22 protein-coding genes are annotated in these 25,178 nt (G+C 64.4%); 16 read left to right on the forward strand and 6 right to left on the reverse strand.

Translation table 11 applies throughout. The features are described 5' to 3' along the window. Positions 1 to 39 precede the first annotated feature (39 nt). From AB4099_RS10135 to argC, 7 genes are all read left to right on the forward strand, one after another. Complete coding sequence (locus AB4099_RS10135) at positions 40 to 456, forward strand: PaaI family thioesterase (RefSeq protein WP_113516641.1); 417 nt, start codon at positions 40 to 42, stop codon at positions 454 to 456. Positions 457 to 740: 284 nt separating this feature from the next. Beyond that, positions 741 to 1,202: a 50S ribosomal protein L13 gene (gene rplM / locus AB4099_RS10140; protein WP_113516586.1), complete on the forward strand. Its 462-nt coding sequence runs from the start codon at positions 741 to 743 to the stop codon at positions 1,200 to 1,202. Between the two features lie 2 nt (positions 1,203 to 1,204). Further along, positions 1,205 to 1,684: a 30S ribosomal protein S9 gene (rpsI, locus tag AB4099_RS10145; protein ID WP_043232079.1), complete on the forward strand. Its 480-nt coding sequence runs from the start codon at positions 1,205 to 1,207 to the stop codon at positions 1,682 to 1,684. Positions 1,685 to 1,780: 96 nt separating this feature from the next. After that, positions 1,781 to 2,539, forward strand: a complete 759-nt coding sequence (locus tag AB4099_RS10150) for an SDR family oxidoreductase (RefSeq protein WP_441477961.1) — start codon at positions 1,781 to 1,783, stop codon at positions 2,537 to 2,539. Positions 2,540 to 2,610: 71 nt separating this feature from the next. After that, entirely contained in the window at positions 2,611 to 2,931 is a 321-nt protein-coding gene (locus AB4099_RS10155; RefSeq protein ID WP_162768255.1) for a hypothetical protein, read from the forward strand. Positions 2,932 to 2,952: 21 nt separating this feature from the next. Beyond that, positions 2,953 to 3,912 (forward strand): agmatinase, encoded by a 960-nt coding sequence (gene speB / locus AB4099_RS10160; protein WP_113516589.1) that lies wholly within the window; start codon positions 2,953 to 2,955, stop codon positions 3,910 to 3,912. A 346-nt stretch (positions 3,913 to 4,258) separates the two neighbouring features. Continuing rightward, positions 4,259 to 5,191 carry an N-acetyl-gamma-glutamyl-phosphate reductase gene (gene argC, locus AB4099_RS10165; protein ID WP_441477962.1) on the forward strand — a complete coding sequence of 311 codons (933 nt, stop codon included), beginning with the start codon at positions 4,259 to 4,261 and terminating at the stop codon, positions 5,189 to 5,191. Between the two features lie 369 nt (positions 5,192 to 5,560). On the opposite strand, the gene AB4099_RS10170 is transcribed toward argC, so the two are convergent. Further along, entirely contained in the window at positions 5,561 to 6,409 is an 849-nt protein-coding gene (locus AB4099_RS10170) for a fumarylacetoacetate hydrolase family protein (protein ID WP_043232088.1), read from the reverse strand. 433 nt (positions 6,410 to 6,842) lie between these two features. Between AB4099_RS10170 and AB4099_RS10175 the strand changes: the two genes are divergently transcribed. Beyond that, complete coding sequence (locus AB4099_RS10175; RefSeq protein WP_113516591.1) at positions 6,843 to 8,204, forward strand: OmpP1/FadL family transporter; 1,362 nt, start codon at positions 6,843 to 6,845, stop codon at positions 8,202 to 8,204. A gap of 82 nt (positions 8,205 to 8,286) precedes the next feature. Here AB4099_RS10175 and phaC read toward each other — a convergent pair whose 3' ends face one another. Continuing rightward, positions 8,287 to 10,110: a class I poly(R)-hydroxyalkanoic acid synthase gene (gene phaC, locus AB4099_RS10180; RefSeq protein ID WP_113516592.1), complete on the reverse strand. Its 1,824-nt coding sequence runs from the start codon at positions 10,108 to 10,110 to the stop codon at positions 8,287 to 8,289. Between the two features lie 116 nt (positions 10,111 to 10,226). Here phaC and AB4099_RS10185 point away from each other — a divergent pair, with 116 nt between their 5' ends. From AB4099_RS10185 to glpX, 6 genes are all read left to right on the forward strand, one after another. Then, on the forward strand, positions 10,227 to 10,577 hold the full coding sequence (locus AB4099_RS10185) for a hypothetical protein (RefSeq protein ID WP_441477963.1): 351 nt from the start codon (positions 10,227 to 10,229) through the stop codon (positions 10,575 to 10,577). Between the two features lie 185 nt (positions 10,578 to 10,762). Further along, positions 10,763 to 11,599, forward strand: coding sequence for a class D beta-lactamase (gene blaOXA, locus AB4099_RS10190; protein WP_441477964.1), 837 nt, complete (start codon positions 10,763 to 10,765; stop codon positions 11,597 to 11,599). Positions 11,600 to 11,819: 220 nt separating this feature from the next. After that, positions 11,820 to 13,040 (forward strand): LL-diaminopimelate aminotransferase, encoded by a 1,221-nt coding sequence (locus AB4099_RS10195; RefSeq protein ID WP_113516642.1) that lies wholly within the window; start codon positions 11,820 to 11,822, stop codon positions 13,038 to 13,040. 77 nt (positions 13,041 to 13,117) lie between these two features. Then, positions 13,118 to 13,549, forward strand: coding sequence for a hypothetical protein (locus AB4099_RS10200; RefSeq protein WP_441477965.1), 432 nt, complete (start codon positions 13,118 to 13,120; stop codon positions 13,547 to 13,549). A gap of 169 nt (positions 13,550 to 13,718) precedes the next feature. Further along, a complete protein-coding gene (locus AB4099_RS10205) occupies positions 13,719 to 15,065 on the forward strand; it encodes a homoserine dehydrogenase (protein WP_113516596.1) in 1,347 nt (448 codons plus the stop codon). Between the two features lie 62 nt (positions 15,066 to 15,127). After that, a complete protein-coding gene (gene glpX / locus AB4099_RS10210; RefSeq protein WP_069881040.1) occupies positions 15,128 to 16,123 on the forward strand; it encodes a class II fructose-bisphosphatase in 996 nt (331 codons plus the stop codon). A 174-nt stretch (positions 16,124 to 16,297) separates the two neighbouring features. Here glpX and AB4099_RS10215 read toward each other — a convergent pair whose 3' ends face one another. Further along, positions 16,298 to 17,191, reverse strand: a complete 894-nt coding sequence (locus AB4099_RS10215) for a LysR family transcriptional regulator (RefSeq protein ID WP_441477966.1) — start codon at positions 17,189 to 17,191, stop codon at positions 16,298 to 16,300. Between the two features lie 120 nt (positions 17,192 to 17,311). Here AB4099_RS10215 and ilvD point away from each other — a divergent pair, with 120 nt between their 5' ends. Continuing rightward, positions 17,312 to 18,985: a dihydroxy-acid dehydratase gene (gene ilvD, locus AB4099_RS10220; protein WP_441477967.1), complete on the forward strand. Its 1,674-nt coding sequence runs from the start codon at positions 17,312 to 17,314 to the stop codon at positions 18,983 to 18,985. 169 nt (positions 18,986 to 19,154) lie between these two features. Continuing rightward, positions 19,155 to 19,706 (forward strand): hypothetical protein, encoded by a 552-nt coding sequence (locus tag AB4099_RS10225; RefSeq protein WP_441477968.1) that lies wholly within the window; start codon positions 19,155 to 19,157, stop codon positions 19,704 to 19,706. 182 nt (positions 19,707 to 19,888) lie between these two features. Here the strand turns inward: AB4099_RS10225 and AB4099_RS10230 are convergent, their stop codons facing one another. The 3 genes from AB4099_RS10230 to AB4099_RS10240 all read right to left on the reverse strand — a co-directional run bounded on the left by AB4099_RS10230 (position 19,889) and on the right by AB4099_RS10240 (position 25,123). Continuing rightward, on the reverse strand, positions 19,889 to 21,538 hold the full coding sequence (locus AB4099_RS10230) for a bifunctional aspartate transaminase/aspartate 4-decarboxylase (RefSeq protein WP_441477969.1): 1,650 nt from the start codon (positions 21,536 to 21,538) through the stop codon (positions 19,889 to 19,891). Positions 21,539 to 21,556: 18 nt separating this feature from the next. Then, the gene (aspT, locus tag AB4099_RS10235; protein ID WP_441477970.1) at positions 21,557 to 23,242 is read right to left on the reverse strand and encodes an aspartate-alanine antiporter; all 1,686 of its coding nucleotides are present in this window, start codon (positions 23,240 to 23,242) and stop codon (positions 21,557 to 21,559) included. Positions 23,243 to 23,467: 225 nt separating this feature from the next. Next, positions 23,468 to 25,123, reverse strand: a complete 1,656-nt coding sequence (locus tag AB4099_RS10240; RefSeq protein ID WP_441477971.1) for an FAD-binding dehydrogenase — start codon at positions 25,121 to 25,123, stop codon at positions 23,468 to 23,470. Positions 25,124 to 25,178 lie beyond the last annotated feature (55 nt).

The raw sequence follows: 25,178 nt of genomic DNA on the forward strand, positions 1-25,178 counted from the left end.
TCCCCGCTGGCATCCGGTTTCCCGCACATGACACCCCGCATGACGATCTCAGAGGTGGAGGCCTATCTCGATCAGGTCTTCCCGCAGCTCCATTATGGCGGGCGCACCTATTTCATCGAAGAGGTTGGCCCGCTGACGGCGCGCATGCGCTGCGATTATCACGAGCGGCATTTGCGTCCCGGGGGCACGATCTCCGGTCCGACCATGATGGCGCTGGCTGATCTCGCCCTCTATGTCGCGATCCTTGCCCAGATCGGCCCGGTCGGCCTCGCTGTGACGACGAGCCTCAACTACAATTTCCTGCGCAAGCCGGGGCCGGTGGCGCTGATCGCGGAGGCGAGGCTGCTCAAGCTCGGCAAGCGGCTCGCCGTCGGAGAGGTCGCGCTGTCCTCGCAGGGCGACAGCGAGATCGTCTGCCATGCGACCGGCACCTACTCGATTCCGTCGGAGCGCTAGAATCCCGACCCTATGCCTGGCCGCAGTACAGTCGCCGCCGGGGGATCGGAGCGTCAGGAGAGGCGTAGGGAAAGGGATGATCCTGCCGGATCTCGGAGGATCGCCGGAACCGAATGCGGTACCTAAATACCGTTTTTGCCATTGCACTGAAAACAATGCGAATTTTCGCCTTGAAGCGTGATCGTGGCGCTTGACAGTACGGCAGCTTGTCCCTATCCACCGCCCCACACCGCCGCCGGCCTTCCGGCGGCTTGTCCTTTTTCAAGCAACCGAAGGGTGCCGCGATGAAGACCGTCTCGCTCAAGCCCGCCGACGTCGAGAAGAAGTGGGTTGTGATCGATGCCTCCGGGCTGGTCGTTGGTCGTCTCGCCTCCGTTGTGGCGATGCGTCTGCGCGGCAAGCACAAGGCCGCCTACACCCCGCATGTCGACTGTGGCGACAACATCATCGTCATCAATGCCGAGAAGGTGGTCCTGACAGGTCGCAAGCGCGACCAGAAGGTTTACTACCATCACACCGGATTTCCGGGTGGCATCAAGGAGCGTTCCGCCAAGTTCCTGCTCGAAGGCCGCTTCCCTGAGCGCGTCGTCGAGAAGGCTGTCGAGCGCATGCTGCCGCGCGGCCCGCTGTTCCGCCAGATCCTGGGCAACCTGCGCGTCTACAAGGGCGCTGAGCACCCCCACGCCGCCCAGTCGCCGGAGGCGCTCGACGTCGCCGCGCTCAACAGCAAGAATGCGAGGCTCTGATCATGGCTGAGGTTCTTCAGTCTCTCGAGCAGCTCGGCCAGGTCGCCAAGACGGCTCAGCCCGACGCTCCCGTTCACGTCAAGAAGGTCGATGCGCAGGGCCGCGCCTATGCCACCGGCAAGCGCAAGAACGCCATCGCCCGCGTCTGGATCAAGCCGGGCTCCGGCAAGATCACGGTCAACACCCGCGACCAGGAAGTCTACTTCGCTCGTCCGGTGCTGCGCCTGATCCTGCAGCAGCCGCTGATGATCGTCGACCGCATGACCCAGTACGACGTCGTCGTCACGGTCAAGGGCGGCGGTCTCTCCGGCCAGGCCGGCGCGGTGCGCCACGGCATCTCCAAGGCCCTGACCTTCTACGAGCCGGAACTGCGCGGCCCGCTCAAGAAGGAAGGCTTCCTGACCCGCGACTCGCGCGTCGTCGAGCGCAAGAAGTTCGGTAAGGCCAAGGCCCGCCGCAGCTTCCAGTTCTCGAAGCGCTGATCCGGCTCACGCAGTCTGGCTATGCTATCAGGGCGGCTCGCAAGAGCCGCCCTTTTCGTATTGGCTGCAGCTCCGTTCCAGCTGGAGTTACCGCCGATGAGCGCTACCCGTCCCGTTCTTCTCGTCACCGGAGGCAGCCGCGGCATCGGCGCCGCGATCTCAGTCATGGCAGCAAGGCGTGGCTATGATGTCGCCGTCAATTACCAACGCGACGCGGCAGCCGCCGCTTCGGTCGTCGCGGCCTGCAAGGTCGCGGGCGCAAGCGCGGTTGCACTTCAGGGCGACATGTCTGATGAGGCGGATATCCTGCGCGTCTTCGCCGAGGCGAAGGCGAAGCTCGGGCCCATCGCCAAGGTCGTCAACAACGCAGGCATCACCGGCAAATCAGGCCCGCTGGCCGAGGCGGACGCAGAGGTCATTCGCAGCTGCATCGATGTGAACGTCACCGGCGCGCTCCTGGTTGCGCGGGAAGCAGCGCGGGCGCTGCTCGCTCAGCCGGAACGGAAGGGCAGGGCGATCATCAACATCTCCTCCGCTGCGGCAACGCTCGGCTCGCCCGGCGAATATGTCTGGTACGCCGCTTCCAAGGGCGCGGTCGATACGCTGACGATTGGCCTTGCGAAGGAGCTTGCCCCTGCCGGCATCCGCGTCAATGCGGTCTCGCCCGGCATTACCGAGACCGAGATCCATGCCCTGTCGACGGGCGAAGCAGGTCGGGTCGAGCGCATCGCACCACTCGTTCCCCTGCAGCGGGCGGCGTCTCCGGACGAGATCGCCGAGGCCGTGCTGTTCCTGCTCTCCGAGGCCTCCGCCTATACGACAGGCATCGTTCTGCGCGTGGCGGGCGGGCGTTGATACCACCGGTGCCCTGAACGACAGATTCGGCTGCGGCCGCCGCCCGGCGCGGCTGGATCAGGGCCACGGCCATGCTAAACCGCAGGCTCACGTCTCCGGTTCCAGCCTCCGCCATGCGCATCCTGCTCGTTCTCATTGCTTTCGGAATGATAGCGGTTCCCGCGCTGCTTGCGCTTGCGCGGACGGGGGAGCCGACCGGGCGCCGGGTCGGGCGGGCCTTGATCATCTTCCTGACACCGGCCTTCGCGCTCGGCCTGATCCACGGCGTGCCCGAACTCGATGGCCGCGCCCTGCAGAACCCCATCGCCTGGACCACATTTCGGCTGGTCCTGACCGGCCTCGCCCTGATCCTGCCCTGGTGCCTCTATGTCTGGCTCACGGGCAGGCGCTGACTTCATTCACGGATTGCTGCCATGACCGAACCCGTCGACACCCCCTCCATCGACCACGCCTTCACCGGCGATCGGCGCGGCCCGGCGCAGGATCCGACCTATGCCGGCGCGCTCTCCTTCATGCGCCGCCGCTACAGCAAGGACGTCGCCGGCTGCGACCTGGTGATCTGGGGCGTGCCCTTCGATCTCGCGGTCTCCAACCGGCCGGGTACGCGCTTTGGACCGCAATCACTGCGCCGCGTCAGTGCGATCTTCGACGGCGATGCCCAGTATCCGTCCCGCATCGACCCGTTCGAGCATCTCTCGGCCGTGGATTACGGCGACTGCTCGCTGCCGCGCAGCGATCTGCAGGGCTGCGCCAGGGCGATCGAGCGTGAATCCGCCGCGATCATCGCGACCGGTGCGCATCTGGTGACGCTCGGCGGCGACCATTTTATCACCCTGCCGCTGTTGCGCGCCCATGTCGCCCGCCATGGCAAGCTGGCGATCGTCCAATTCGATGCGCATCAGGACACCTGGGACGATGGCGTCGGCGCGGTCTCGCATGGCACGTTCATGCTGGAGGCGGTGCGCGAGGGGCTGATCGATGTCGATCGCTCGATCCAGGTCGGCATCCGCACGGTTGCGCCGCGCGATTGCGGCATCCAGGTGCTCGGCGCCTATGAGGCTCATGAACTCGGCGTCGATGGCGTCGTCGAGCGCATCAAGCAGCGCGTTGGGCAGGGCCCCGCCTATCTCACATTCGATATCGACGCGCTCGATCCGGCCTTCGCGCCGGGCACGGGCACGCCTGTTGCCGGCGGCTTTACGGCGGCGCAAGCACTGCGCATGGTCTGGGCCATCCGCGATCTCGATTTCCGCGGCATGGACATCGTCGAAGTCTCCCCGCCCTATGACCATGCCGACGCGACGGCGATCGCCGGTGCCGCGGTGGCCCAGCACTACATCCAGGCGCTGGCGCTAAAGAAGAAGGCCGGCTGAATCTCCGTGTGAACGGACTGAATCCGCTTGCGAGCCGTGCGCGCCAAGCGATTCGATCCGTTGGCAAATCAGGCATGACGCAAGCCTCCGTCCCGTCGGGCGAGAGGTTTGCCGTGCCCGCAGGACGACGTCGCGTCACATGCCGATTGACAGGGGCGGCGCCCTCCCACATATCAGCGTCATGTTCATGTGCTCGATCCGACGTCGCACCAACCAGGCCGCCCCGGCGCGCCCGCGATGACGCTCGGCTGAACCCCGAATTGTCCGCGAACCGCGCCCGGAGCGCGGTTTTTTTATGCCTGATGCTGACCTATCAATGTGCGCGAGCGCGCTTTCGGAGGCCCTGATGAGCCAGAATCTGAAATCAATCTTCATCGACGGCGAAGCCGGAACCACTGGCCTCGGCATTCGCGACCGGCTGGCAGCGCTGCCGGAGGTCGTCGTGAAGAGCATCGACCCCGACAAGCGCAAGGATCCGGCTGCCCGCAAGGCGATGATGGCGGGGGTCGATCTCGTCGTGCTCTGCCTGCCCGACGAGGCGGCGAAGGAATCGGTCGCGCTCGCCGACGAACTCGGCGCTGACTCCCCCAAGATCGTCGATGCCGCGACGGCCCATCGCGTCGCGCCGGGCTGGGTCTACGGCTTTGCCGAACTCGCCCCCGGCCATGCCGCGGCCATCGCCAACGCCAACCGCGTCTCCAATCCAGGATGCTACCCCACCGGCGGCATCGCATTGCTGCGGCCGCTGGTCGATGCGGGCCTGCTCGCGCAGGATCACCCGGTGACGGTCAATGCCGTCTCCGGCTATTCGGGCGGCGGCAAGAGCATGATCGAAGCCTATGAGGCCGACGCCGCGCCGTCCTTCGAGCTCTACGGGCTGGGGCTCAAGCACAAGCATCTGCCGGAGCTGCAGGAATACGCGCGCCTGACCCGGCGGCCGATCTTCGTGCCGTCCGTCGGCAATTTCCGCCAAGGCATGCTCGTCTCCGTGCCGCTGCATCTCGACACGCTGCCCGGCAGGCCGAAGGTCGCCGACCTGCACGACGCGCTGGCGACGCGTTATGCCGGCTCGACCTATGTGAAGGTGGTTCCGGCCGAGGCCGGCGGCAAGCTGGAAGCGGAGTCGCTCAACGACACCAACCAGCTCGAATTGCGGGTCTTCGGCAATGAGGAACTGCGGCAGGCGGTGCTTGTCGCCAAGCTCGACAATCTCGGCAAGGGCGCCTCGGGCGCTGCCGTGCAGAACATCCGCCTGATGCTCGGGCTCGGCGAGGCTTAGACCGTCGAGCCGGATAGCGGCCGCAAAGGTAAAAGGGCCGGTCCACAAGCCGGGCCTTTTCTGTTGGGACGAGGGGGCTGTGCCGACAGGCGACCGGCATCATGACGTATCGTCACCTGACGGGGTCGTGATGACCCTTTGCCTTGACGTCCCCCAAATGGGGGTAGCCGATGGGGTAGGGATGGCCTCTATCGGGATCGGTTGTGCGTAATGTCACGTCGCTGTGGCGACGGGTGGCTTTCCGACACGAGACCCGAGACTAGTCCCCGCCGCTTTGGCTGCCTCCATGGCAGCTGTGAGCGACATGATTTGCGGTGTGGGCAACGCCGCCATGGTTGGGTCAAGCAGCCATGGCGGCGTCTTTTTATCTCAACCCTTGTAGGGAACGAAGTTCTGCTTCTGCGTGCCGAGGCCGTCGATGCCAAGCGCCACGACCTCGCCGCCCTTCAGGAAGCGCGGCGGCTTGAAGCCGAGGCCGACGCCGGGCGGGGTGCCGGTGGTGATGACATCACCCGGATCGAGCCGCATGAACTGGCTGATATAGTGCACGAGATAGGCGGCGCCGAAGATCATCGTCTTGGTCGAGCCGTTCTGGACACGCTCGCCATCGACCTCGAGCCACATGCCGAGATTCTGGATATCGGCGATCTCGTCGGGGGTCACCAGCCAGGGGCCGAGCGGGCCGAAGGTCGGGCAGCCCTTGCCCTTAGCCCACTGGCCGCCGCGCTCGGTCTGGAATTCGCGCTCCGAGACGTCGTTGCAGACGCAGAAGCCGGCGATCGCGGCCATGGCATCCTTCTCGGCGATATAGGAGCCGCCATCGCCGATCACGATCGCAAGCTCGACTTCCCAGTCGGTCTTCTTCGAGTTCTTCGGGATGGTGACGTCGTCATAGGGGCCGACGATGCAGTTCGGCGCCTTGTTAAACAGGATAGGCTCGGCCGGGATTGGCGCGCCGGTCTCAGCCGCGTGGTCGGCGAAGTTGAGGCCGACAGCGATGAAATTGCGCACATCGCCAACGCAGGCGCCAATGCGCGGCGAGCCCTGCACTGCGGGGAGCGATTCGGCATCGAGCGCCTTCAGCGCCGCAAGTGAGGCCGAGGTCAGCGCCTTCCCGGCGATGTCGGGAACCTTGCCCGACAGATCGCGCAGCACGCCCTTGGAGTCCAGCAGCGCGGGCTTTTCTTGGCCGAATGCGCCATAACGTACCAGTTTCACGTCGTTTCCCCCGTTTCAATCGATATGATCAAAGGTGGCGCGATCCTGTGCGGATGGGGCGCTGGAGGCAAGCGGTTCCTGCGCATGACGCAACTGCACAGGGGGACCCCGAAACTTGTTGCGGGAATGCAACGGCCGTCGGCAAAGCACAGCGTTTCTACAACCAACAGACGCAGGCCTGCAGAACTGCCACCTGCGCAAAACTTACGATAGTTCGCATATAAACGATCTTTTTCGCATGCCGACTTGAGCGAGGTCGCAGGAATTGGCGGTTTTTTGGTCGATTCCGCCTGTCGCGACACTGGCATACGGAGAAGCATGGCGAAATTGCGTCGTTCAAGGCGGGATTGCGGCAGAAACGCGAGCGCGGCATGTTCGTCGGCGAAGCGGGTGATTTGCCCGAAAGAACGTCAATCCTGGGGATGGGTACTCGATGAAGAGCATCGTTCGCTACACCGCCGCTGCTACCGTTTCAGTCGCTGCTCTTCTGGTTTCCGGCGTCGCTTCAGCGAGTTCGTTTTCACTGCGGAGCGGAACAAGTGCCGAGGGACTCGGTATGGCATTTGCCGGCGCTGCCTCTGGCGGCATCGGCATGGGGGCCATGACCTTCAACCCGGCCACGATCACGATGTTTCCGGGCCGCAACAGCAATTGGAATTTCACCTACATCGCTCCGAGCGCCAGCTACGATCCGACCTCGCCAACACGGGTACGGTTGCCTAACGGTGCGGTCGTCCCGATCGGCGCCGCTGGAGGAAGCAACCTGGGCACAGGCGAGATCGGTGGTGATGGCGGTTTCGTTCCGGCTTCATACTCGGCCTGGCAGCTCACGGATCGCCTCTGGATCGGCATGCACACCGGGGCGCCGTTCGGACTGCGGTCGAAACCCGACAACCAGTTCAATGCGTCTCAGATCTACGGCCGCTCGGCGCGCGTCGCGACGATCAACGTTTCGCCGACGATCGGTTACCAGGTGAATGACTGGCTCGCCGTTGGCGCTGCGCTCCAGGTCCAGTATTTCAAGACCAACCTGAAGCAGGCCGCCGGCATCACGGCTACCGCGGCCAACACCATCCTCGAAGGCGACTCGATCGATTTCGGCTACAAGTTCGGCGTGACGCTGACGCCGTGGCAGGGAACCAATATCGGCCTGGCCTACCGCTCGATGATCCATCATTCGCTGGAGGGAACCTTCAAGACCCCTGTAGCGGTTCCGCCGATCCTCGCTGCGGGTTCGAACCCGATCAAGGCCAACCTCAACCTGCCCGATTCGGTCGTGTTCGGCCTCTCGCAGGTCATCAATGACCAGTGGCAGGCTCATCTTGGCGTCGAATGGACGAACTGGAGCCGCTTCCGCCGCATTCCGGTCGTTGCCAGCAATTTTGGCGTGCCTTTCACCAGCCTGAACTTCCAGTATGACGACAGCTGGTTCTTCTCGGCGGGTCTTGAGTACAAGTACAACCGCGATCTGACCCTGCGCGCCGGTGTCGGCTACGAGCTTTCGGCGGTGAACGACGAGAATCGTACGGTCTTCATCTCGGATAATGACCGCCTCTGGTTATCGACGGGCTTCAGCTATCAGGTCTCGGACAAGATCAAGTTCGATCTGGGCTATACCTACCTCCACGTCCAGAATGCGAGCGTGAATTATTCGGGTGCGCATCCGCAGCAGGGCGCCGTGCTCTACACGGCAGAGGCCAAGCCGCATGTTCATGTCGTTTCCGCCGGCATCACCTATCGCTGGGACAATCCGCAGGAGTCGATCCCGATGCGCCCGGTGGTGCGGAAGAACTGACCAACGCACCCGCGTCCACGAAAAGCCGGCCTTTGGGCCGGCTTTTTTGTTGGCCGGAAGGCTATGAGGCTTTGAAGGGGGATCAGACCCTGATCTTGACGTAGCTGCCAGGTGCGTCCTCGAGCGGCGCCAGCGCGCCGCTGCCGGGTTCGCGGGCCGGAAGTGTCTTCGGTGCCTGCGAGGTCACCCAGCCGAGCCAGTGCGGCCACCAGGAACCGGGGTGCTCGACCGCGCCCTTGGCCCAGTCGGCGAAGACGCCCTCGGGTTTGCCGCCGGTCCAGTACTGGTACTTCACCTTGCCAGGCGGGTTGATCACACCCGCAATATGGCCCGAGCCCGCCATGACATAGTCGACCGGCCCGCCAAAGCATTGCGAGCCGATGAAAACGGACTGGGCCGGAGCGATGTGGTCCTCCTTGGCGGCGAGATTATAGATCGGGATCTTCACCGCCTTCAGATCGAGCGTCTTCCCGCCGATCGTCATTTCGCCTTTGGAAAGGCGGTTCTCCAGATAGCAGCCACGCAGGTAGAAGGAGTGGTTGGCGGCCGGCATCCGGGTCGAATCGGAGTTCCAGTAGAGCAGGTCGAAGGCAGTCGGGAGCTTGCCCTTCAGGTAATTGTTGACGGCATAGGACCAGATCAGGTCGTTCGGCCGCAGCATGTTGAAGGCTCCGGCCATGCGTGCGCCGTCGAGATAGCCGCGCTGCGCCATCTGCTCCTCGACGGCACGGATCTGATCTTCATCGACAAAGACCGAGAGTTCGCCGGCCTTGGAGAAATCAACCTGCGTCGTAAAGAAGGTCGCGCTCTCGATGCGCCTGTCCCTGGTCGCTGCCATATAGGCGAGGGTGACGCCGAGCAGCGTGCCGCCGACGCAATAGCCGATCGCCGTCACGCGCTTTTCGCCGGTCGCCTGCTCCACCGCATCGAGGGCCTCGAAGATGCCCTCGCGCATGTAGCTCTCGAAATCCTTGGCGGCGTGGCGCTCATCGGGGTTAACCCAGGAGATGCAGAAGACCGTCAGTCCCTGCGCCACGCACCAGCGGATGAAGCTTTTCTCGGCGTTGAGATCGAGAATGTAGAACTTGTTGATCCAGGGCGGCACAATCAGCAGCGGGCGCTTGAAGACCTGCTCGGTCGACGGCGCGTACTGGATCAACTCCATGATCTCGTTGCGATAGACGACCTTTCCGGGCGTCGTGGCGATATTGACGCCGACCTCGAAGGCGCGCCCATCCGACTGGCGAATCTTGAGTTCGCCGCCTCCAGCCTCGACATCCTCAGCCAGCATCTTCATCCCGCGCACGAGATTCTCGCCGTTCTGCTTGAGCGTCTCGCGCAGGAGTTCGGGATTCGTTGCGACGAAGTTCGAGGGCGAGAGCGCGCTGGCGATCTGCTTGACGTAGAAGCGAGCCTTCTCGCGCGTATGCGGGTCCAGGTCCTCGGCGCGATCCACCATCGACTCGGCCCAGCGCGAACCGATCAGGTAGGCCTGCTTGACGAAATCGAACATCGGGTGGGCCGACCAGTCCGGATCGGCAAAGCGCGCATCGCGCTTGTCCGGCTCGGCAACCGGCGCTGCTTCCTCGCCGCTGGCCCGCTTCAGGGTGGAAGCCCACAAACTCATGAAGTCGCTGGTCAGCGAGGCTTGTGCCTCGATGATCTTGCGCGGATCCGTCACCCAGCGTTCTGCCACCCGGCCAATGGTCTTGACCATTTCGCTGACCTCGTCGGCGGCGCCGGTCTTCGCTTCGCCGCGCTCGATCGGCTTCAGATAGGCGGCGGTGACCTTCCCGGCTTCCTCCATGAAGCGCCCCATGTTCTGGGCGAGCAGGTCGAAATCCGGCACAGGCGCTTCATCCGAGCCGGCAGGACCCTTCGGCTTGTCGTCGGCTGGCGGGCACATGAATCGTCTCCCCTTGCCACGTCTTTTGCGGAAGCCCTTGCTTCCTATTTTGGTCCCATTAAGGACGTAAACGATATGGTGTAAAAAGATAATTCTGCAACGCGCCGGACCCGCTCATGTCACTCAACAATCCTACGACAAGGTTCCTGCCGCTGCTGCTGCTCTGCGCCCCGTTTCTCGCCGGCTGTGCCGGGGATGGGGCGAAGGGTGTCGCCGAGGCTGCGGGACTTGCGACGACGCCGCAGGAATCGAAGCCCTTCGTCAAGGAGAGCCGCTCGACTACGCAGGATTACATCTCGGTCGGCACGTCCGCGACGCGCGCCGCTCCGCGCAAGCCTGTAGCGGATTTCAAGACGCTCGAGACCGACCTTGAAGCCAAGCGCATCTCGAACGAGGCTGCCGGCGAGCAGGCCAAGTCCCTGGGGGCGACCGCGCCGCCGGCGCCGGCCACGGTTCCGACCAACTGATCCGCGTTTCGATTAGCCGCCTACTCTCTTGGGCGGCAGCCGACTCGTCTGGCGGGTCCGATCCGGTGGTCAGGGCCGCCTTCACCAATCGGTCAGGTTAATTCGAGCCTGCCGGAATGGCGCCATATCCGAGACGAGCCGGCTCGCTAGGGCAGGGGCGTTGCCGCTCCGGAGACCCCCGCCCCATGGCGCAAGCAGACCACCGTTCATTCTCCTTCGCCATAACCATGCTGATTGCGGGAGCGCTGCTGCCCCGCTCTGCGCAGGCTCAACCAGTCCCGGTGAAGCCGCATCTCGATTGCACGCTCATTCTCGAGGCGGCATCGGGAAAGACCCTCCACCGCGAAGGAACCTGCGACAAGCGCTTCAGCCCTGCATCGACCTTCAAGGTGCCGCTTGCTGCAATCGGCTACGATGCGGGCATTCTCGAAGACCAGCACCAGCCCCTTTGGGATTATCAATCGCGCTTCAACGCGGTGGCGCGGGATCGCAAGCCGGTCGACCCGACGATCTGGCAGGCGGATTCGATCATCTGGTACTCGCGCGAGATGACCGCCCGGCTCGGGCCCAAGAGCTTCGCGGCCCATGTCTCGAAGCTCGGCTATGGCAATGGCGATGTCTCGGGTGATAGCGGGCAGAACAATGGACTGACCCATTCCTGGATCTCGTCGTCGCTGACGATCTCGCCGGAGGAGCAGACGGGCTTCCTGAGGCGCCTCCTGTCCGGCTCGCTGCCGGTCTCGGGCAAGGCCCATGAGATGACCAGGGCGATCCTTCCCAGCTTCAGCGCCGGAGACTGGACCGTGAAAGGCAAGACCGGCAGCACCTGGCTTCGGAACGCTGCCGGTGAAATCGATCGGAAGCGGCCTGTCGGCTGGTTCGTCGGCTGGGCCGACAACAAGGACAGGCGCGTCGTCTTCGCGCGCTTGCTGATCGGCGCAGAGCGCGTGGATGGCATACCCGGGCGAAAGCTCCGGGACGCCTTTCTCAAGGAACTGCCCAGGCTGCTGAAGGCAGAATGACAGGCACGAAGGCTGCGGCCGCCATGCCGATATCGGACGCGAACCGGAGCGCCCCGACGGCATGCCGAAGGGGAAGGCCTGAGGCGCCTCTGCCACGGCGGCGTCTTTCGTTGAAAATTGCGTCATGCGGCCTGTCCTGACCGAAGATGCGATGCTAAGGGCAGTCAACGCACAATTGTGACGGGGCGGTTCTCGCGGCTCGTCCAGGGACATGTTCGAAATGACCGATTTTCATCGCATCAAGCGCCTGCCGCCCTATGTTTTCGAACAGGTCAACAAGATCAAGGCAGCCGAACGGGCCAAGGGCGTCGATATCATCGACCTCGGCATGGGCAATCCCGATCTGCCGGCGCCGAAACATGTCATCGAGAAGCTGGTCGAAACAGCCGGCAAGCCGCGTACGGACCGTTATTCCGCCTCCAAGGGCATTGCCGGCCTGCGCCGCGCCCAGGCGCATTATTACGCGCGCCGTTTCGGCGTGAAGCTGAATCCCGACACCCAAGTGGTCGCGACGCTGGGCTCGAAGGAAGGCTTCGCCAATATGGCGCAGGCGATCACCGGCCCGGGCGACGTCGTGCTCGTGCCGAATCCGAGCTATCCGATTCACGCCTTCGGCTTCCTGATGGCGGGCGGGGTCATCCGTTCGGTTCCCGCCGAGCCGACGCCGGCCTTCTTCCCCGCCTTGGAGCGGGCGATGATCCACTCGGTGCCCAAACCGATCGCGCTCGTCACCTGCTATCCGGCGAACCCGACCGCCTATACCGCGTCGCTCGATTTCTACCGCGACCTCGTCGCCTTCGCGAAGAAGCACGAGCTGATTCTGCTGTCCGATCTCGCCTATGCCGAGGTCTATTTCGACGAGAACGACCCACCACCCTCGATGCTCCAGGTGCCGGGCGCCATGGACGTCACGGTCGAGTTCACCTCGATGTCGAAGACATTCTCGATGGCCGGCTGGCGCATCGGCTTTGCCGTCGGCAACGAGCGCTTGCTCGCGGCGCTGGCGCGGGTCAAATCCTATCTCGACTACGGCGCCTATACGCCGATCCAGGTCGCCGCGGCCGCCGCCCTGAATGGCCCCGACGACTGCATCCGCGAGATGCGCGAGATCTATCGCAAGCGCCGCGACGCGCTTGTCGAGAGCTTCGGCAAGGCCGGCTGGGACTTTCCCGCGCCGCAGGCCTCGATGTTCGCCTGGGTGCCGATTCCGGAGAAGTTCCGCCATCTCGGCTCGCTCGAGTTCTCGAAACTGCTGATCGAGAAGGCGGAGGTCGCCGTCGCGCCCGGCATTGGCTTTGGCGAACATGGCGACGATTTCGTTCGCATCGCCATCGTCGAGAACGAGCAGCGCATCCGGCAGGCGGCCCGGAATGTCGGCCGCTTCCTCAAGGGCGCGGATCAAACGCTTCACAACGTCATCCAGATATCCAAAGCCGGGTAAGCTGAGCTAAGACGAGTGCGCGATGGCCGGCGCAGACGCGCCGCCATCGGTCTTGCAGTTGAGGGCAGGGGCTCGGCATGTTCAGCAAAGGCCGTTTGATCGGCATCGGTTTTGGCCTGTTCGCGCTGGCCTGCCTCGTCGTCACCTATGATTATTCGCGCGGACGCAATACGCAGACGAACTCGCCGCTGGTGGCCGATATCCTCACCGCGACTCGCTCCAATGAATGCGGCCGGGATGCGACGGAGATTGCCGCGCGCTATTTCCCCCTGGGGCTGGAGCAGGCCGAGGCCGAACGGCTGCTGGGCACGATCAGCATCGTGCCGCCTGCGGCCTGGTTCTGGCGGCCCGTGATCGAGAACGCGACGACCTGGACCGGGCCGACGCTGGAAGCGCTGCACACCATCAAGACAACGGCCTTCGGCAATCAACTGCTGCGCCTGCATCTGACCTTTGCCGACGGCAAGCTGAAACGGCTCGCGGCCGAGGTCGTCTGCCGGTTCGACTAGACTTGATATCGACGCCCGGCCGGACGAGCGAGGCGCCTGCTGCGATGCGGGAGGCTCTGAGGCAAATGTGGTTTGCGTCAGGTGCCCGTGCGCGTACCGCGTCTCGTTCGAGGCCGAACTGCGCATCCGCTCCGTTGACTCGCCCGTTGTCGCGTGCGACCCCGGCGACATGACGACGCTCGCTTCCTCACCCGGTCCCGCTCCGTTGCGCGTTGGTGTCGCCGGCCTTGGCACGGTCGGCGCTTCGGTGCTGCGCATCCTCAACCGCCAGGAAAACGCCATTGCGGCCCGCTGCGGCCGCGCCGTGCGTGTGACGGCCGTTTCGGCCCGCGACCGAACCCGTGATCGCGGCATCGATCTCACCGGCTACACCTGGTTCGACGATCCGGTCGAATTGGCGCGCTCTTCGCAGATCGATTGCTTCGTCGAGCTCGTCGGCGGTTCGGACGGGGTCGCCAAGGCTGCGGTCGAGGCCGCTCTGTCCTCCGGCAAATCGGTCGTGACGGCCAACAAGGCGCTGCTCGCGCATCACGGCATCGCGCTGGCCGCACTCGCTGAAGAGAAGGGTGTGGCGCTTGCGTTCGAAGCCTCCTCCGCCGGCGGTATTCCGGTGGTCAAGACGCTGCGCGAGGCGCTCTCCGGGAACAATGTCTCGCGGCTCTATGGCATCCTCAACGGCACCTGCAATTACATCCTTTCGCGCATGGAGCTGGAGGGGCTGACCTTCGAGGCCTGCCTCAAGGATGCCCAGCGTCTCGGCTATGCCGAGGCCGACCCGACCTTCGATGTCGAAGGCTACGACACAGCCCATAAGCTTGCCATTCTGACCAGCCTCGCATTCGGGGTGAAGATCGACGCCGAAGCGATTCATGTCGAAGGTATTTCCTCGATCGCGCCGCTCGATCTCAAGATGGCCGACGAACTCGGCTACCGCATCAAGCTGCTCGGTGTCGCCGAGCGCACCCGCACCGGCATCGAGCAGCGCGTGCACCCGACGATGGTGCCGAAATCCTCCGCCATCGCGCAGGTCATGGGCGTCACCAATGCGGTGACGATCGATGCCGACGCAGTCCGCGAACTGACCCTGGTCGGCCCCGGCGCCGGTGGCGATCCCACCGCGTCTGCCGTCGTCGCCGATATTACCGATGTCGCGAGCGGCACCTCGGGCTTGCCCTTCGGCCTGCCCGTCTCCCGGCTCGAGCAGCCGGCGCGCGCGCCGATGCAGCGCCATGAAGGCGGCTATTACATCCGTCTCGCGGTTGCGGATCGGCCGGGTGCCGCTGCCGCCATCGCCACCCGCATGGCGCAGGCCGATATCTCGCTCGAGAGCATCGTCCAGCATCGCTCTGAGGCCGCCGCCACCCGGGACCCGACCGGTCGTTCCGGGGCGCCGGTGCCGGTCGTGCTCATCACCTACGCCACCAGCGAGTCGGCGATCCGCGACGCGCTCGAAAAGGTCACCGCCGACGGTCACATTGCTGAACCGCCGCAGGTGATAAGGATTGAACGGGAATAGGCTTCGGCGCCCGCGTCTCCGACCTGCCGATTGCCGACTGCTGAATAGTTCGAGGGAGCCTCATGTCCGAACTCACCATCGCCTCATCCCATATCATCGAGCGCTATCTCTCGATGGAACTGGTCCGCGTCACCGAGCGCGCAGCGGTCTCCGCGGCGCGCCTGCGCGGCCATGGCAATGAGAAGGCGGCCGACCAGGCAGCGGTCGATGCCATGCGCCGCGAACTCAACCGCCTGCCCATCGATGGCGAGATCGTCATCGGCGAGGGCGAGCGCGACGAAGCCCCGATGCTCTTCATCGGCGAGAAGGTCGGCAACCGCCACGGGCCCAAGGTCCACATCGCCGTCGACCCGCTCGAAGGCACGACGCTTTGCGCCAAGGACATGCCCGGCGCCATCGCCGTCATGGCCATGGCTGAAGCCGGCAAGCTGCTCTATGCGCCCGACGTCTACATGGACAAGATCGCGATCGGCCCCGGCTATGCGCAGGGCGTCATCGATCTCGACGCATCTCCGACCGACAACATCCATGCGCTCGCCAAGGCCAAGGGCGTAAAGCCGCACGAGATCAGCGCCCTGGTCATGGACCGTCCGCGCCACGCCAAGCTGATCGAGGAGATCCGCAAGACCGGTGCCTCGATCCGCCTGATCACCGATGGCGACGTCGCCGGCGTGATCTTCTGCACCGAGCCTGCCAAGACCGGTATCGACATCTATATGGGCATTGGCGGCGCACCCGAAGGCGTGCTGGCTGCGGCCGCGCTGCGTTGCGTCGGCGGCCAGATGCAGGGCCGCCTGATCCTCGATACCGAGGAGAAGCGCAAGCGCGCCCATGGCATGGGCGTCCTCGATCCCAACAAGAAGTACGACATGTCCGAAATGGCCTCGGGCGACGTCATCGTCTCTGCCACCGGTGTCACCGACGGCGGCATGCTGTCAGGCGTGAAGTTCGGCAAGGACGTGATCGAGACCGAGACCATCGTCTACCGCTCGATCACCGGCACCGTCCGCCGCATCTATGGCGAGCACCGCGAATTCGGCAAGTTCAAGCTCGATTGAGACGGCGAGGCCGAGCGCCCCGCCAGGACAGGATTTCGAACGACGGCCGGGCATGTCCCGGCCGTTGCTGTTCGGGGGTAGTCTAGCGGTGCGGCGGGAGCAGGCTCGTCCTTGCAGGAACCGTGGCTGCATCGGCTTTCCCGAAAACCGCAATCCACTTTTCGGGCCGATGCCTCAGGACGCGATATCGAGGAAGCGCTGCAGCGTCGGCGAACTGTTGGCCGCGCGCCAGACCAAGCCGGTTTCGATCTCCGGAGCGGAATCCTGCAGAGGCAGGTAATGCGCCCCGCGCCGGCGCAGGTTGGTCATCGATTGCGGCACCAGCGCGATGCCCATGCCGGCGGCGACGAGCCCGATGATCGTCTGCATCTGGATCGCCTCCTGATGGACGGTAAAGGGCGCGCCATGCTCGGCGAAGTAGCCCGACACGATGTCGTGGAATGCAGGCGCGATATGGCGCGGAAACAGGATGAGCGGCGCGGCCATGATCGCTTCGGCACGCAAGGTCTCGGCCGTGAAGCCCGGGCGGCGGGCCGCGATCCAGGCCTCCGGAACAGCGGCGACCAAGGGCTCGCGCAGGAGCGGGCGATAATTGAGCGTGGCCTGCAGGGCCTTGCGGTCCGGGGCGATGATCATCCCCGCATCGATCTCGTCGTTCAGCACCGCCGCGATCTGAATGTCGCTGGTCGCCTCGCGCAGCGAGACAGCGACATGCGGAAAACTCTGCCGGAACCGGCTGACCATCCCCGGCAGCACGCTGTAATCGGCCGTGCTGACGAAGGCGAGGCGCAGGCTGCCGAGTTCGCCGCGCGCGAGGCGGCGGGCGGTTTCGGGCAACCCGGCGGCCTTGTCGAGAACGGCGCGGGCGTGTGCAAGCCATTCCTGGCCGACAGGCGTCAAGGCTACACTACGCTTCGTGCGCACGAAGAGGTGCACGCCCAATTCACTCTCCAGGGCCTGGATCGACTGGCTCAGGGGCGGTTGCGTCATACCCAGGCGCTCGGCAGCCCGGCCGAAATGCAGCTCTTCTGCGACGGAGAGGAAATGGCGGAGCTGACGGAGGTCCATCGGATCTTCTAATATGTTTTGCGACCTAATGGCGAGGGAAAAGTATATTTCTCATTAGATTGGAGTAGCTCTAAAACGTCCTCACCACGTCTGACTGCCGCCGACCGGGAGCACATGCCCATGCCCTTCAATGAACGTTCCAAGAATATCACCCAGGGCATCGCCCGCTCGCCGAACCGCGCGATGTATTACGCGCTGGGTTACGAGAAGGCGGATTTCGATAAGCCGATGATCGGCATCGCCAACGGGCATTCGACGATCACCCCCTGCAATGCCGGTCTGCAGCCGCTGGCGGACGCCGCAATCGCAGCGATCAAGGCCGCGGGCGGCAATCCGCAGGTCTTCGGCACGCCGACGATCTCGGACGGAATGTCGATGGGCACCGAGGGCATGAAATACTCCCTGGTCTCTCGCGAGGTCATTGCCGATTGCGTCGAGACCTCGGTGCAGGGCCAGTGGATGGACGGCGTGCTCGTCCTCGGCGGCTGCGACAAGAACATGCCGGGCGGCATGATCGGCATTCTGCGTGCCAATGCGCCGGCGATCTATGTCTATGGCGGCACCATCAAGCCGGGAAAATGGAAGGGTGAGGATCTGTCGATCGTCTCGGCCTTCGAAGCGGTTGGCGCCTTCATGGCCGGCAAGATGAGCCAGGAGGACTTTGACGGGATCGAGCGCAACGCCTGCCCGACGACCGGCTCCTGCGGCGGAATGTATACCGCAAACACCATGAGCTCTTCGTTCGAAGCGCTCGGCATGTCGCTGCTCTATTCCTCGAACATGGCCAATCCCGATCAGGAGAAGGTCGACAGCACCGCTGAATCGGCCCGTGTTCTGGTCGAGGCGGTGAAGAAGGGCATCAAGCCGCGCGATATCGTCACCCGCAAGTCGATCGAGAATGCGGTTGCGCTGATCATGGCGACCGGCGGTTCGACCAATGCTGTGCTGCATTATCTTGCCATCGCCCACGCCGCCGAGGTGGAATGGACGCTGGACGATTTCGAGCGCATTCGCCGCAAGGTTCCGGTGATCTGCGACCTCAAGCCCTCCGGCAAATACATGGCTGTCGATCTGCATCAGGCCGGCGGTGTCCCGCAGGTCCTGAAGGTCCTGCTCAATGCCGGCCTTCTGCATGGCGATTGCCTGACCATCACCGGCCGCACCATGGCGGAAGAGCTGGAGCATGTCCCGGATGTGCCGGGAGCCTCACAGGAGGTGATCCGCCCGGTCAGCGGGGCACTCTACAAGGAAGGCCACCTTGCCATCCTCAGGGGCAACCTCGCGGAGGGAGGAGCGGTTGCAAAGATCTCGGGTCTGAAGAGCCCCGTCATCAGCGGTCCGGCTCGGGTGTTCGAGGACGAACAATCGGCAATGGAGGCGATCCTGTCCGACAAGATCCGCCCCGGCGATGTCCTGGTCCTGCGCTATCTCGGGCCGAAGGGCGGGCCGGGCATGCCTGAAATGCTGGCTCCGACCTCGGCGATCATCGGCCGCGGCCTCGGCGACAGCGTCGGCCTGATCACGGATGGCCGCTTCTCCGGCGGCACCTGGGGCATGGTCGTCGGCCATGTCACGCCGGAGGCGTTCGAGGGCGGCACGATCGCACTCGTGCACGAAGGCGACCAGATCACGATCGACGCTCACAAGCTGCTGCTGCAGCTCGATGTCGACGCGGCCGAGATCGAACGCAGGCGGTCTGCCTGGACGCAGCCGGAGCCCCGCTACAAGCGCGGTGTGCTGGCAAAGTACTCGGCGCTCGCACGCTCCGCCAGCGAAGGCGCAGTGACGGGGTAATTCCGAAGAGGATTTAACGCCTTTGATAACGGCCGGGCTCGTCCCGGCCATTTTTCATTCGGCCTGCTCGGTGCGACAAGCGCAATCGCTGAAACGTGTGCCGCCTGCGGGATCCCCGGGCACCTCTTTCGCGCTATGATTGTGGTGTGTTCCGTCGCGGGAGCGTGCCATGCGCCACATCCTACTTCTTGCGGCTTCAGTTCTTCCCCTCGTTACGGTTGCTGTCGACGATGCCTCGGCCCAGGGACGCTACCGCGGAGGGGGCTTTCACGCTGGCGGCTGGCATGGCGGCATGCGCGCCGGCGGCTGGCACGGGCGGGCAGTCGGGTTCCGACCGGGCGGCTTCGGATATCGCGGCGTCGGCTGGAGAGGCGGCTGGAACCGACCCTATATGCGGGCAGGGAACTGGGGCTGGCGTCGCGGCTGGGGCTACCCCGGTTACGGCTATGGCTGGGGGGCGGCCGGTCTCGTTGCCGGCACGGCGATCGCGGCCTCGGCCGCCTACCCCTATTACGGGTACGATTATTCCTATCCCTACGAGTCTCCCTATGCTTACTCGTACAGCTACCCTGCCTATTCCACGCCGGTCTCGAGCGATGTCGGGGGTTATTGCGCGACGCCGGTCAGGACCTGCGCGCTGATCGACCCGGGATTGGTCGGCACCGGCTGCTCCTGCCGGGTCTCCGGTGGCCGGGCCCGGGGAACCGTGATCGGTCCTTGAGTGCAGCTGCGGCAGAGCGGGCCGCCGCAGGCGCTGGGCCAGCTTTGCGGCCCGTCTTCGATCTGTGCTTCTGAAACTGGAAGTCACCTGCCGGATTTGTCCGGAGCCATGTGGCGGCATCATCCAAAGCCGAACGTTGCGGTTCGGGATGATGCGGCCGATAGCTCACCGTCCGCTCCGGATCAGGATTTCTTCTTCTTGCCCGGCTTCTTCGCGGCCGAATCCTTGGCCTTGGCCGGTTTCCCGCCCTGCTTCTTGAACTCCGCATAGAATTCATCGGCCATCCCCAGCAAGGCGTGGCCGATCCGGGCGTATTCGAACTCGTTCAGATTGGCGAGCGAGGCGCGCCCAGCCGGTTGCTGCGTGCCGAAACCGCGACCGGGCAGAAGCACGATGCCCGTCTCGTCGGCGATGCGGAACAGAAGGTCGCCGGCGCTGGCGCGCTCCTTGACCCAGGCCGCGAATTCGGGGCCGTGGAGCTTGCGCGCGATGTCCTCGAGATCGAGCAGGGTGTAGTAGTCGACGGCATTCGGTCCGGTTTCCGGCGGCAGTCCGAGTTCGCGATAGAGCGCCGCCTCGCGCCGCCGGATCAGTGTCTTGAGTTCGGTCTTGTAGTTGTCGCCCTCGTCCATCAGCGCGAAGAGCGAGAACAGCACCATCTGGACCTGCTGCGGCGTCGACAAGCCAGCCGTGTGGTTGAGTGCAACGGTGCGGCTGTCGGCGACGAGCCGGTCGATGAACTTGAGCGAGCGCACATCGGGAAGCAGCGAGCCGTAGCGCTTGTCGAGCGCGACCTTGGTGGACTCGGACAAGGCTGCGAGCTGGTCGTCGAAGATGTTCTGCTTATGCGTCGCTATCACGCCGAGCCGCCAGCCGGTCGCCCCAAAATACTTCGAGAACGAATAGACCAGCATGGTGTTCTGCGGGCAGATCGCGAAGAGCGAACGAAAATTGTCGGCGAAGGTCCCGTAGACATCGTCGGTGAGGATGGTGAGGTCGGGCCGGTGATCCCGCACGATGCGCGCGACCGTATCCAGACTGCGGTCGTCCATCTTGACGGAAGGCGGGTTGCTCGGATTGACGCAGAAGAACACCTTGATCGCCGGGTCCTTAAGCTTCTCGAGCTCCTTGTCCGGGTATTGCCAATCCTGCTTCGGGTCGGCGTTGATCGCGACTTCTTCCAGCCCGTATTCGTCGAGCTCCGGGATCTCGATATAGGGCGTGAACACAGGCAGGCCGATGGCGACCTTGTCGCCGCGCTTGAGCAGGCCGTTCTGCTTCAGCGTGTTGAAGATATAGGTCATCGCGGCGGTTCCGCCTTCGACGGCGAAGAGATCGATGTTTGCCGCAGCCAGGAAGCCGCCGATCATCTCCTTGACGATGTATTGCCGGACGATGTCCTCGCTGACCTTCAGCATCCGCGGTGGCACAGGGTAATTGCTGCCCAGGATACCTTCGACCATTTCGTGCAGGAAATCGGAGGCGGAAAGACCGAGCTGGTCGCGGACATAGCTGAGTGCACGCCCGAGGAAGAGGACGCCCGGCTGGTCCCGATGCTCGGCCGTGAAGCGCTCGAAGCGTCCCTCGATACCCGCGATCTTGGGCAGACCGCCGACACCGTTCTGCATGTAGGAATAGCTGAGCTCGGCTTCTGCAACGGCGAACAGGCCGAGGCGGAAGAAGGCCCGTCGCGGCAGCGTCGCCAGGAAATTCGGATTGCCGCGCCCGGCATTCAGCATCAGCCGGTTTTCCCGGCTGGAGGCGAGCTTGATCAGCTCGTCCTTCAGCTCGAAGGGGCTCAACTTGGCATATTGCGAATAGTCGGTGGTCATGGGGCGTCTCCGGCTGGTTCAGGCAAAGGCGACGACGAGAGGACCTAGCAAGGTGAGGAAAACGTTCGCCAGCGCGTAGGTGATGGCGAAGGGCGTGGTCGGAATGGAGTTGCCGGCCTTGTCGAGCACCTCGCCAAAGGCGGGATTGGCGCTGCGCGAGCCGGAAAGGGCACCGGCAAAAATAGCCGTGTTGTCGTAGCGAAGGATATAACGGCCAACCAGCATGGTGATGATCAGCGGCAGGATCGTCACGATGACGCCTGCGATGAAGATCGAGACGCCACTTTGCACGATCGTGCTGACCGCCTGCAGGCCGGATTGCAGACCGACGACCGCCACGAACCCGGCGAGGCCGAGATCCCGCAGCAGGGTCGAGGCCGGCGTCGGCATGTTGCCGACCGTCAGGTTGCGGCTGCGATACCAGCCGAAGGCGAGGCCGGAGAGCAGGGCGCCACCACCGCTGCCAAGCGTCAGCGGGATCGAGCCGATGCGAACGACCAGAAGACCGATCAGCAGGCCGACGACGAGGCCGAAGCCGTGGAAGACGAAATCCGTCTTGTCGCTGGGCAGGATGATGCTGCCGACGATCCGTGCCATCCGTTGCACATCGTCCGACGTGCCGTAGAGGGTGACGACGTCGCCGGGCTCGATCATCGAATCCGGCTTCAGCACGATCGGCTTACCGGCCCGCTTGACCTCGATGACATAGATGCCGTGGCGAAGCTGCCCCGCGGTCGCTGCATTGATTTCGGCGACTGTCTTGCGCACGAAATCGGGATTGGTGATCGCGACGTCGCGCGTGACGACGATGACATCCATGCCTTCCGAGGATTGCAGCTCAGGGCCCAGCTTCGGAGCCAGCCCGACGACGCCGACCTGTCGGCCGATGACGAGGACGATGTCGCCCGCAGTCAGCGGCAATGAAGGCTGCACCGCAATCAGGGCGCCGCCACGCTTGACCCGCTCGATGCTGACGGGGGAGGGTGCGCTCGCTTCCAGGTCTTCGACGGTCTTGCCGGCTCCGGCCTCGATGCGGAAGATGCGCCCGACGAGATCGGGAGCGGCGGCATGTTCGCCGGCTCCATAGATCTTGGCGCCGGCCAGAAGTTCGGTCTCGGCCTTGATCGCATCGTCGCGGATGGTGCGTCCCATCAGCCAGGGCAGGACGTTGACGCAGACGATGATCGCGCCGAACGAGCCGAAGATGTAGGTGACGGCGTAGCCGACCGCGACATTGCCTTGCAGCCGCTGCACCTCCTCCGCTGCGAGGCCGAGCTTGCCGATGGCGGCGCTCGCGGTGCCGATGATGGCGGATTGGGTCAGGCCACCGGCCGCGATACCGGCGGCGAGGCCCTTGTCCAGCCCCATCACCCGCGCCAGCACGACGACGGTCGCCAGGCCGCTGAGGGCGAGGACCGCCGCCATGACGATCTCGCGGATCGATTGGCGGCCGAGCGAGCGGAAGAATTGCGGCCCGCTCTCGAAACCGACCGCGTAGATGAACAGAGCGAAGAGGACCGATTTGATGCCGTTGTCGATGGAGACACCGACCTGGCTGATCACCACGGCCACAAGCAGCGAACCGGCGACGCCGCCGAGCTGGAATTTCCCGAACTGGAACTTGCCGACCCAGTATCCGATCGCGAGCGACAAGAAGAGCGCGATCTCGGGGGATTGGTTCAGGACAGAGTGAACCCAGGACACGGAGCCTCCTTGGTATCGACAAAGTCTTCCGCTGAGGAACTTCGCAGCTTCGGCTGCGGTTGCAAGCTAAAAGTGCCAGAACAGCATGAGTGCGCCGCATCTGACATATGTTTGCGGAACGGCATGTCTAAAATGCGATGAATGTCGCTGTTCTTCTCTCCTTTCTCCAAACTACGCCGGGATGCCTCCGTCTTCCGTCGCTCAGGGCGAGGTCGCCGGCGATGCTCAGCGAACCCCGCGCGCAGCTTCCCGTCCGGCAGTTCTGCCTGAGAACAGGCAGCCGCCAAGGAAGGTCCCTTCGAGCGCGCGGTAGCCATGCAGCCCGCCACCGCCGAACCCGGCCGCCTCGCCAGCCGCATAGAGGCCTGCCAAGGGCGCTCCATCGTCTCCCAGCACGCACGAGGACAGGTCGGTCAGCAGCCCACCCAGCGATTTGCGCGTCAGGATGTTGAGGCGCACCGCGATCAATGGGCCATGCCCCGGATCGAGGATGCGGTGTGGCCTCGCCGTTCGGATCAATCGGTCTCCGATATAGGCGCGTGCGCCGCGCAGCGCGGTCAATTGCAGATCTTTGCCGAAGGCGCTGTCGGCCTCGCGATCGCGCGCTTCGATCTCCGCGCGCAGTTTGGTTTCGTCGATCAGGTTATCGCCGGTCAACGCATTCATGCGGGCGACGAGGCGTGAAAGCTCGGCTTCGACGATGAAGTCCTCGCCCTTGTCCATGAACGCCTGAACCGGGCCTGGAATGCCGGCCGTGGCGCGTTCGATCACCTTGCGCCAGCTCTTGCCGGTGAGGTCAGGATTCTGTTCCGAGCCCGAGAGCGCGAACTCCTTGGCAATGATGCTCCGGTCGAGCACGAACCAGGAGTAATCGAAGCCAGTCTTGATGATGTGTTCGAGCGTTCCGAGCGTGTCGAAGCCGGGAAAGAGCGGCACGGGCAAGCGGTTGCCGCGCGCGTCGAACCAGAACGGGGAGGGGCCGGGCAGGATGCGGATGCCGTGCTTCGGCCAGATCGGACTCCAGTTCTGGATGCCTTCGACATAGTGCCACATCCGGTCGCCATTGATCAGGCGCGCGCCGGCCGCTTCCGTGATCCCAAGCATCTTGCCATCGACATGCTCGGGTACCCCCGACAGCAGGCGCTTCGGCGGCGCGCCCAGTCGCGAGGGCCAGTGTCGCCGCACCAAGTCATGATTGCCGCCGATGCCGCCTGAACAGACGATCACGGCCTGGGCCTTCAGCGCGAATTGGCCCACGACGCTGCGGGAACTCGCCTCTCCGCGTCTGACCCCGCTCGCCTCGAGGATTTCGCCTTCGACGCCCTCGATCGCGCCTGCACTTTTCGTCAGTCCGGTGACGCGATGCCGGAAGCGCAGCGAAACCAGCCCGTTTGCGGCGGCCTCGCGCACGCGTCTCAGGAAGGGTTCGAGCAGGCCGGGGCCGGTGCCCCAGGTGACGTGGAAGCGCGGTACCGAATTGCCATGCCCGGTTGCGAGATAGCCGCCGCGCTCGGCCCAGCCGACGATGGGAAACCAGCGTATGCCCTGGCCGTGCAGCCAGCTGCGTTTCTCGCCGGCGGCGAAATCGACATAGGCCTTTGCCCAACGGCGCGGCCACTCATCCTCCTCGCGGTCGAACCCGGCCGAGCCGAACCAATCCTGCAATGCAAGCTCGCGCGTGTCGCGGATCCGCAGCCGGCGCTGCTCCGGCGAATCGACCAGGAACAGCCCGCCAAAGGACCAGAAGGCCTGTCCGCCGAGCGACTGTTCCGGCTCCTGGTCGAGCAGGATGACCTTGCGGCCGGCATCGGCCAGCTCTGCCGTGGCGACGAGGCCGGCGAGGCCCGCCCCTATGACGATGGCATCTGCATCGAGCGGCATGATCAGCCCCTTCGCCGGGCCATTTCGCCCGCAACCACTATGGCCATGCCGTCTG

Origin of the sequence: Allobosea sp. 2KB_26 (assembly GCF_052115715.1) — a bacterium.
In the GTDB taxonomy this organism is placed as follows: domain Bacteria; phylum Pseudomonadota; class Alphaproteobacteria; order Rhizobiales; family Beijerinckiaceae; genus Allobosea.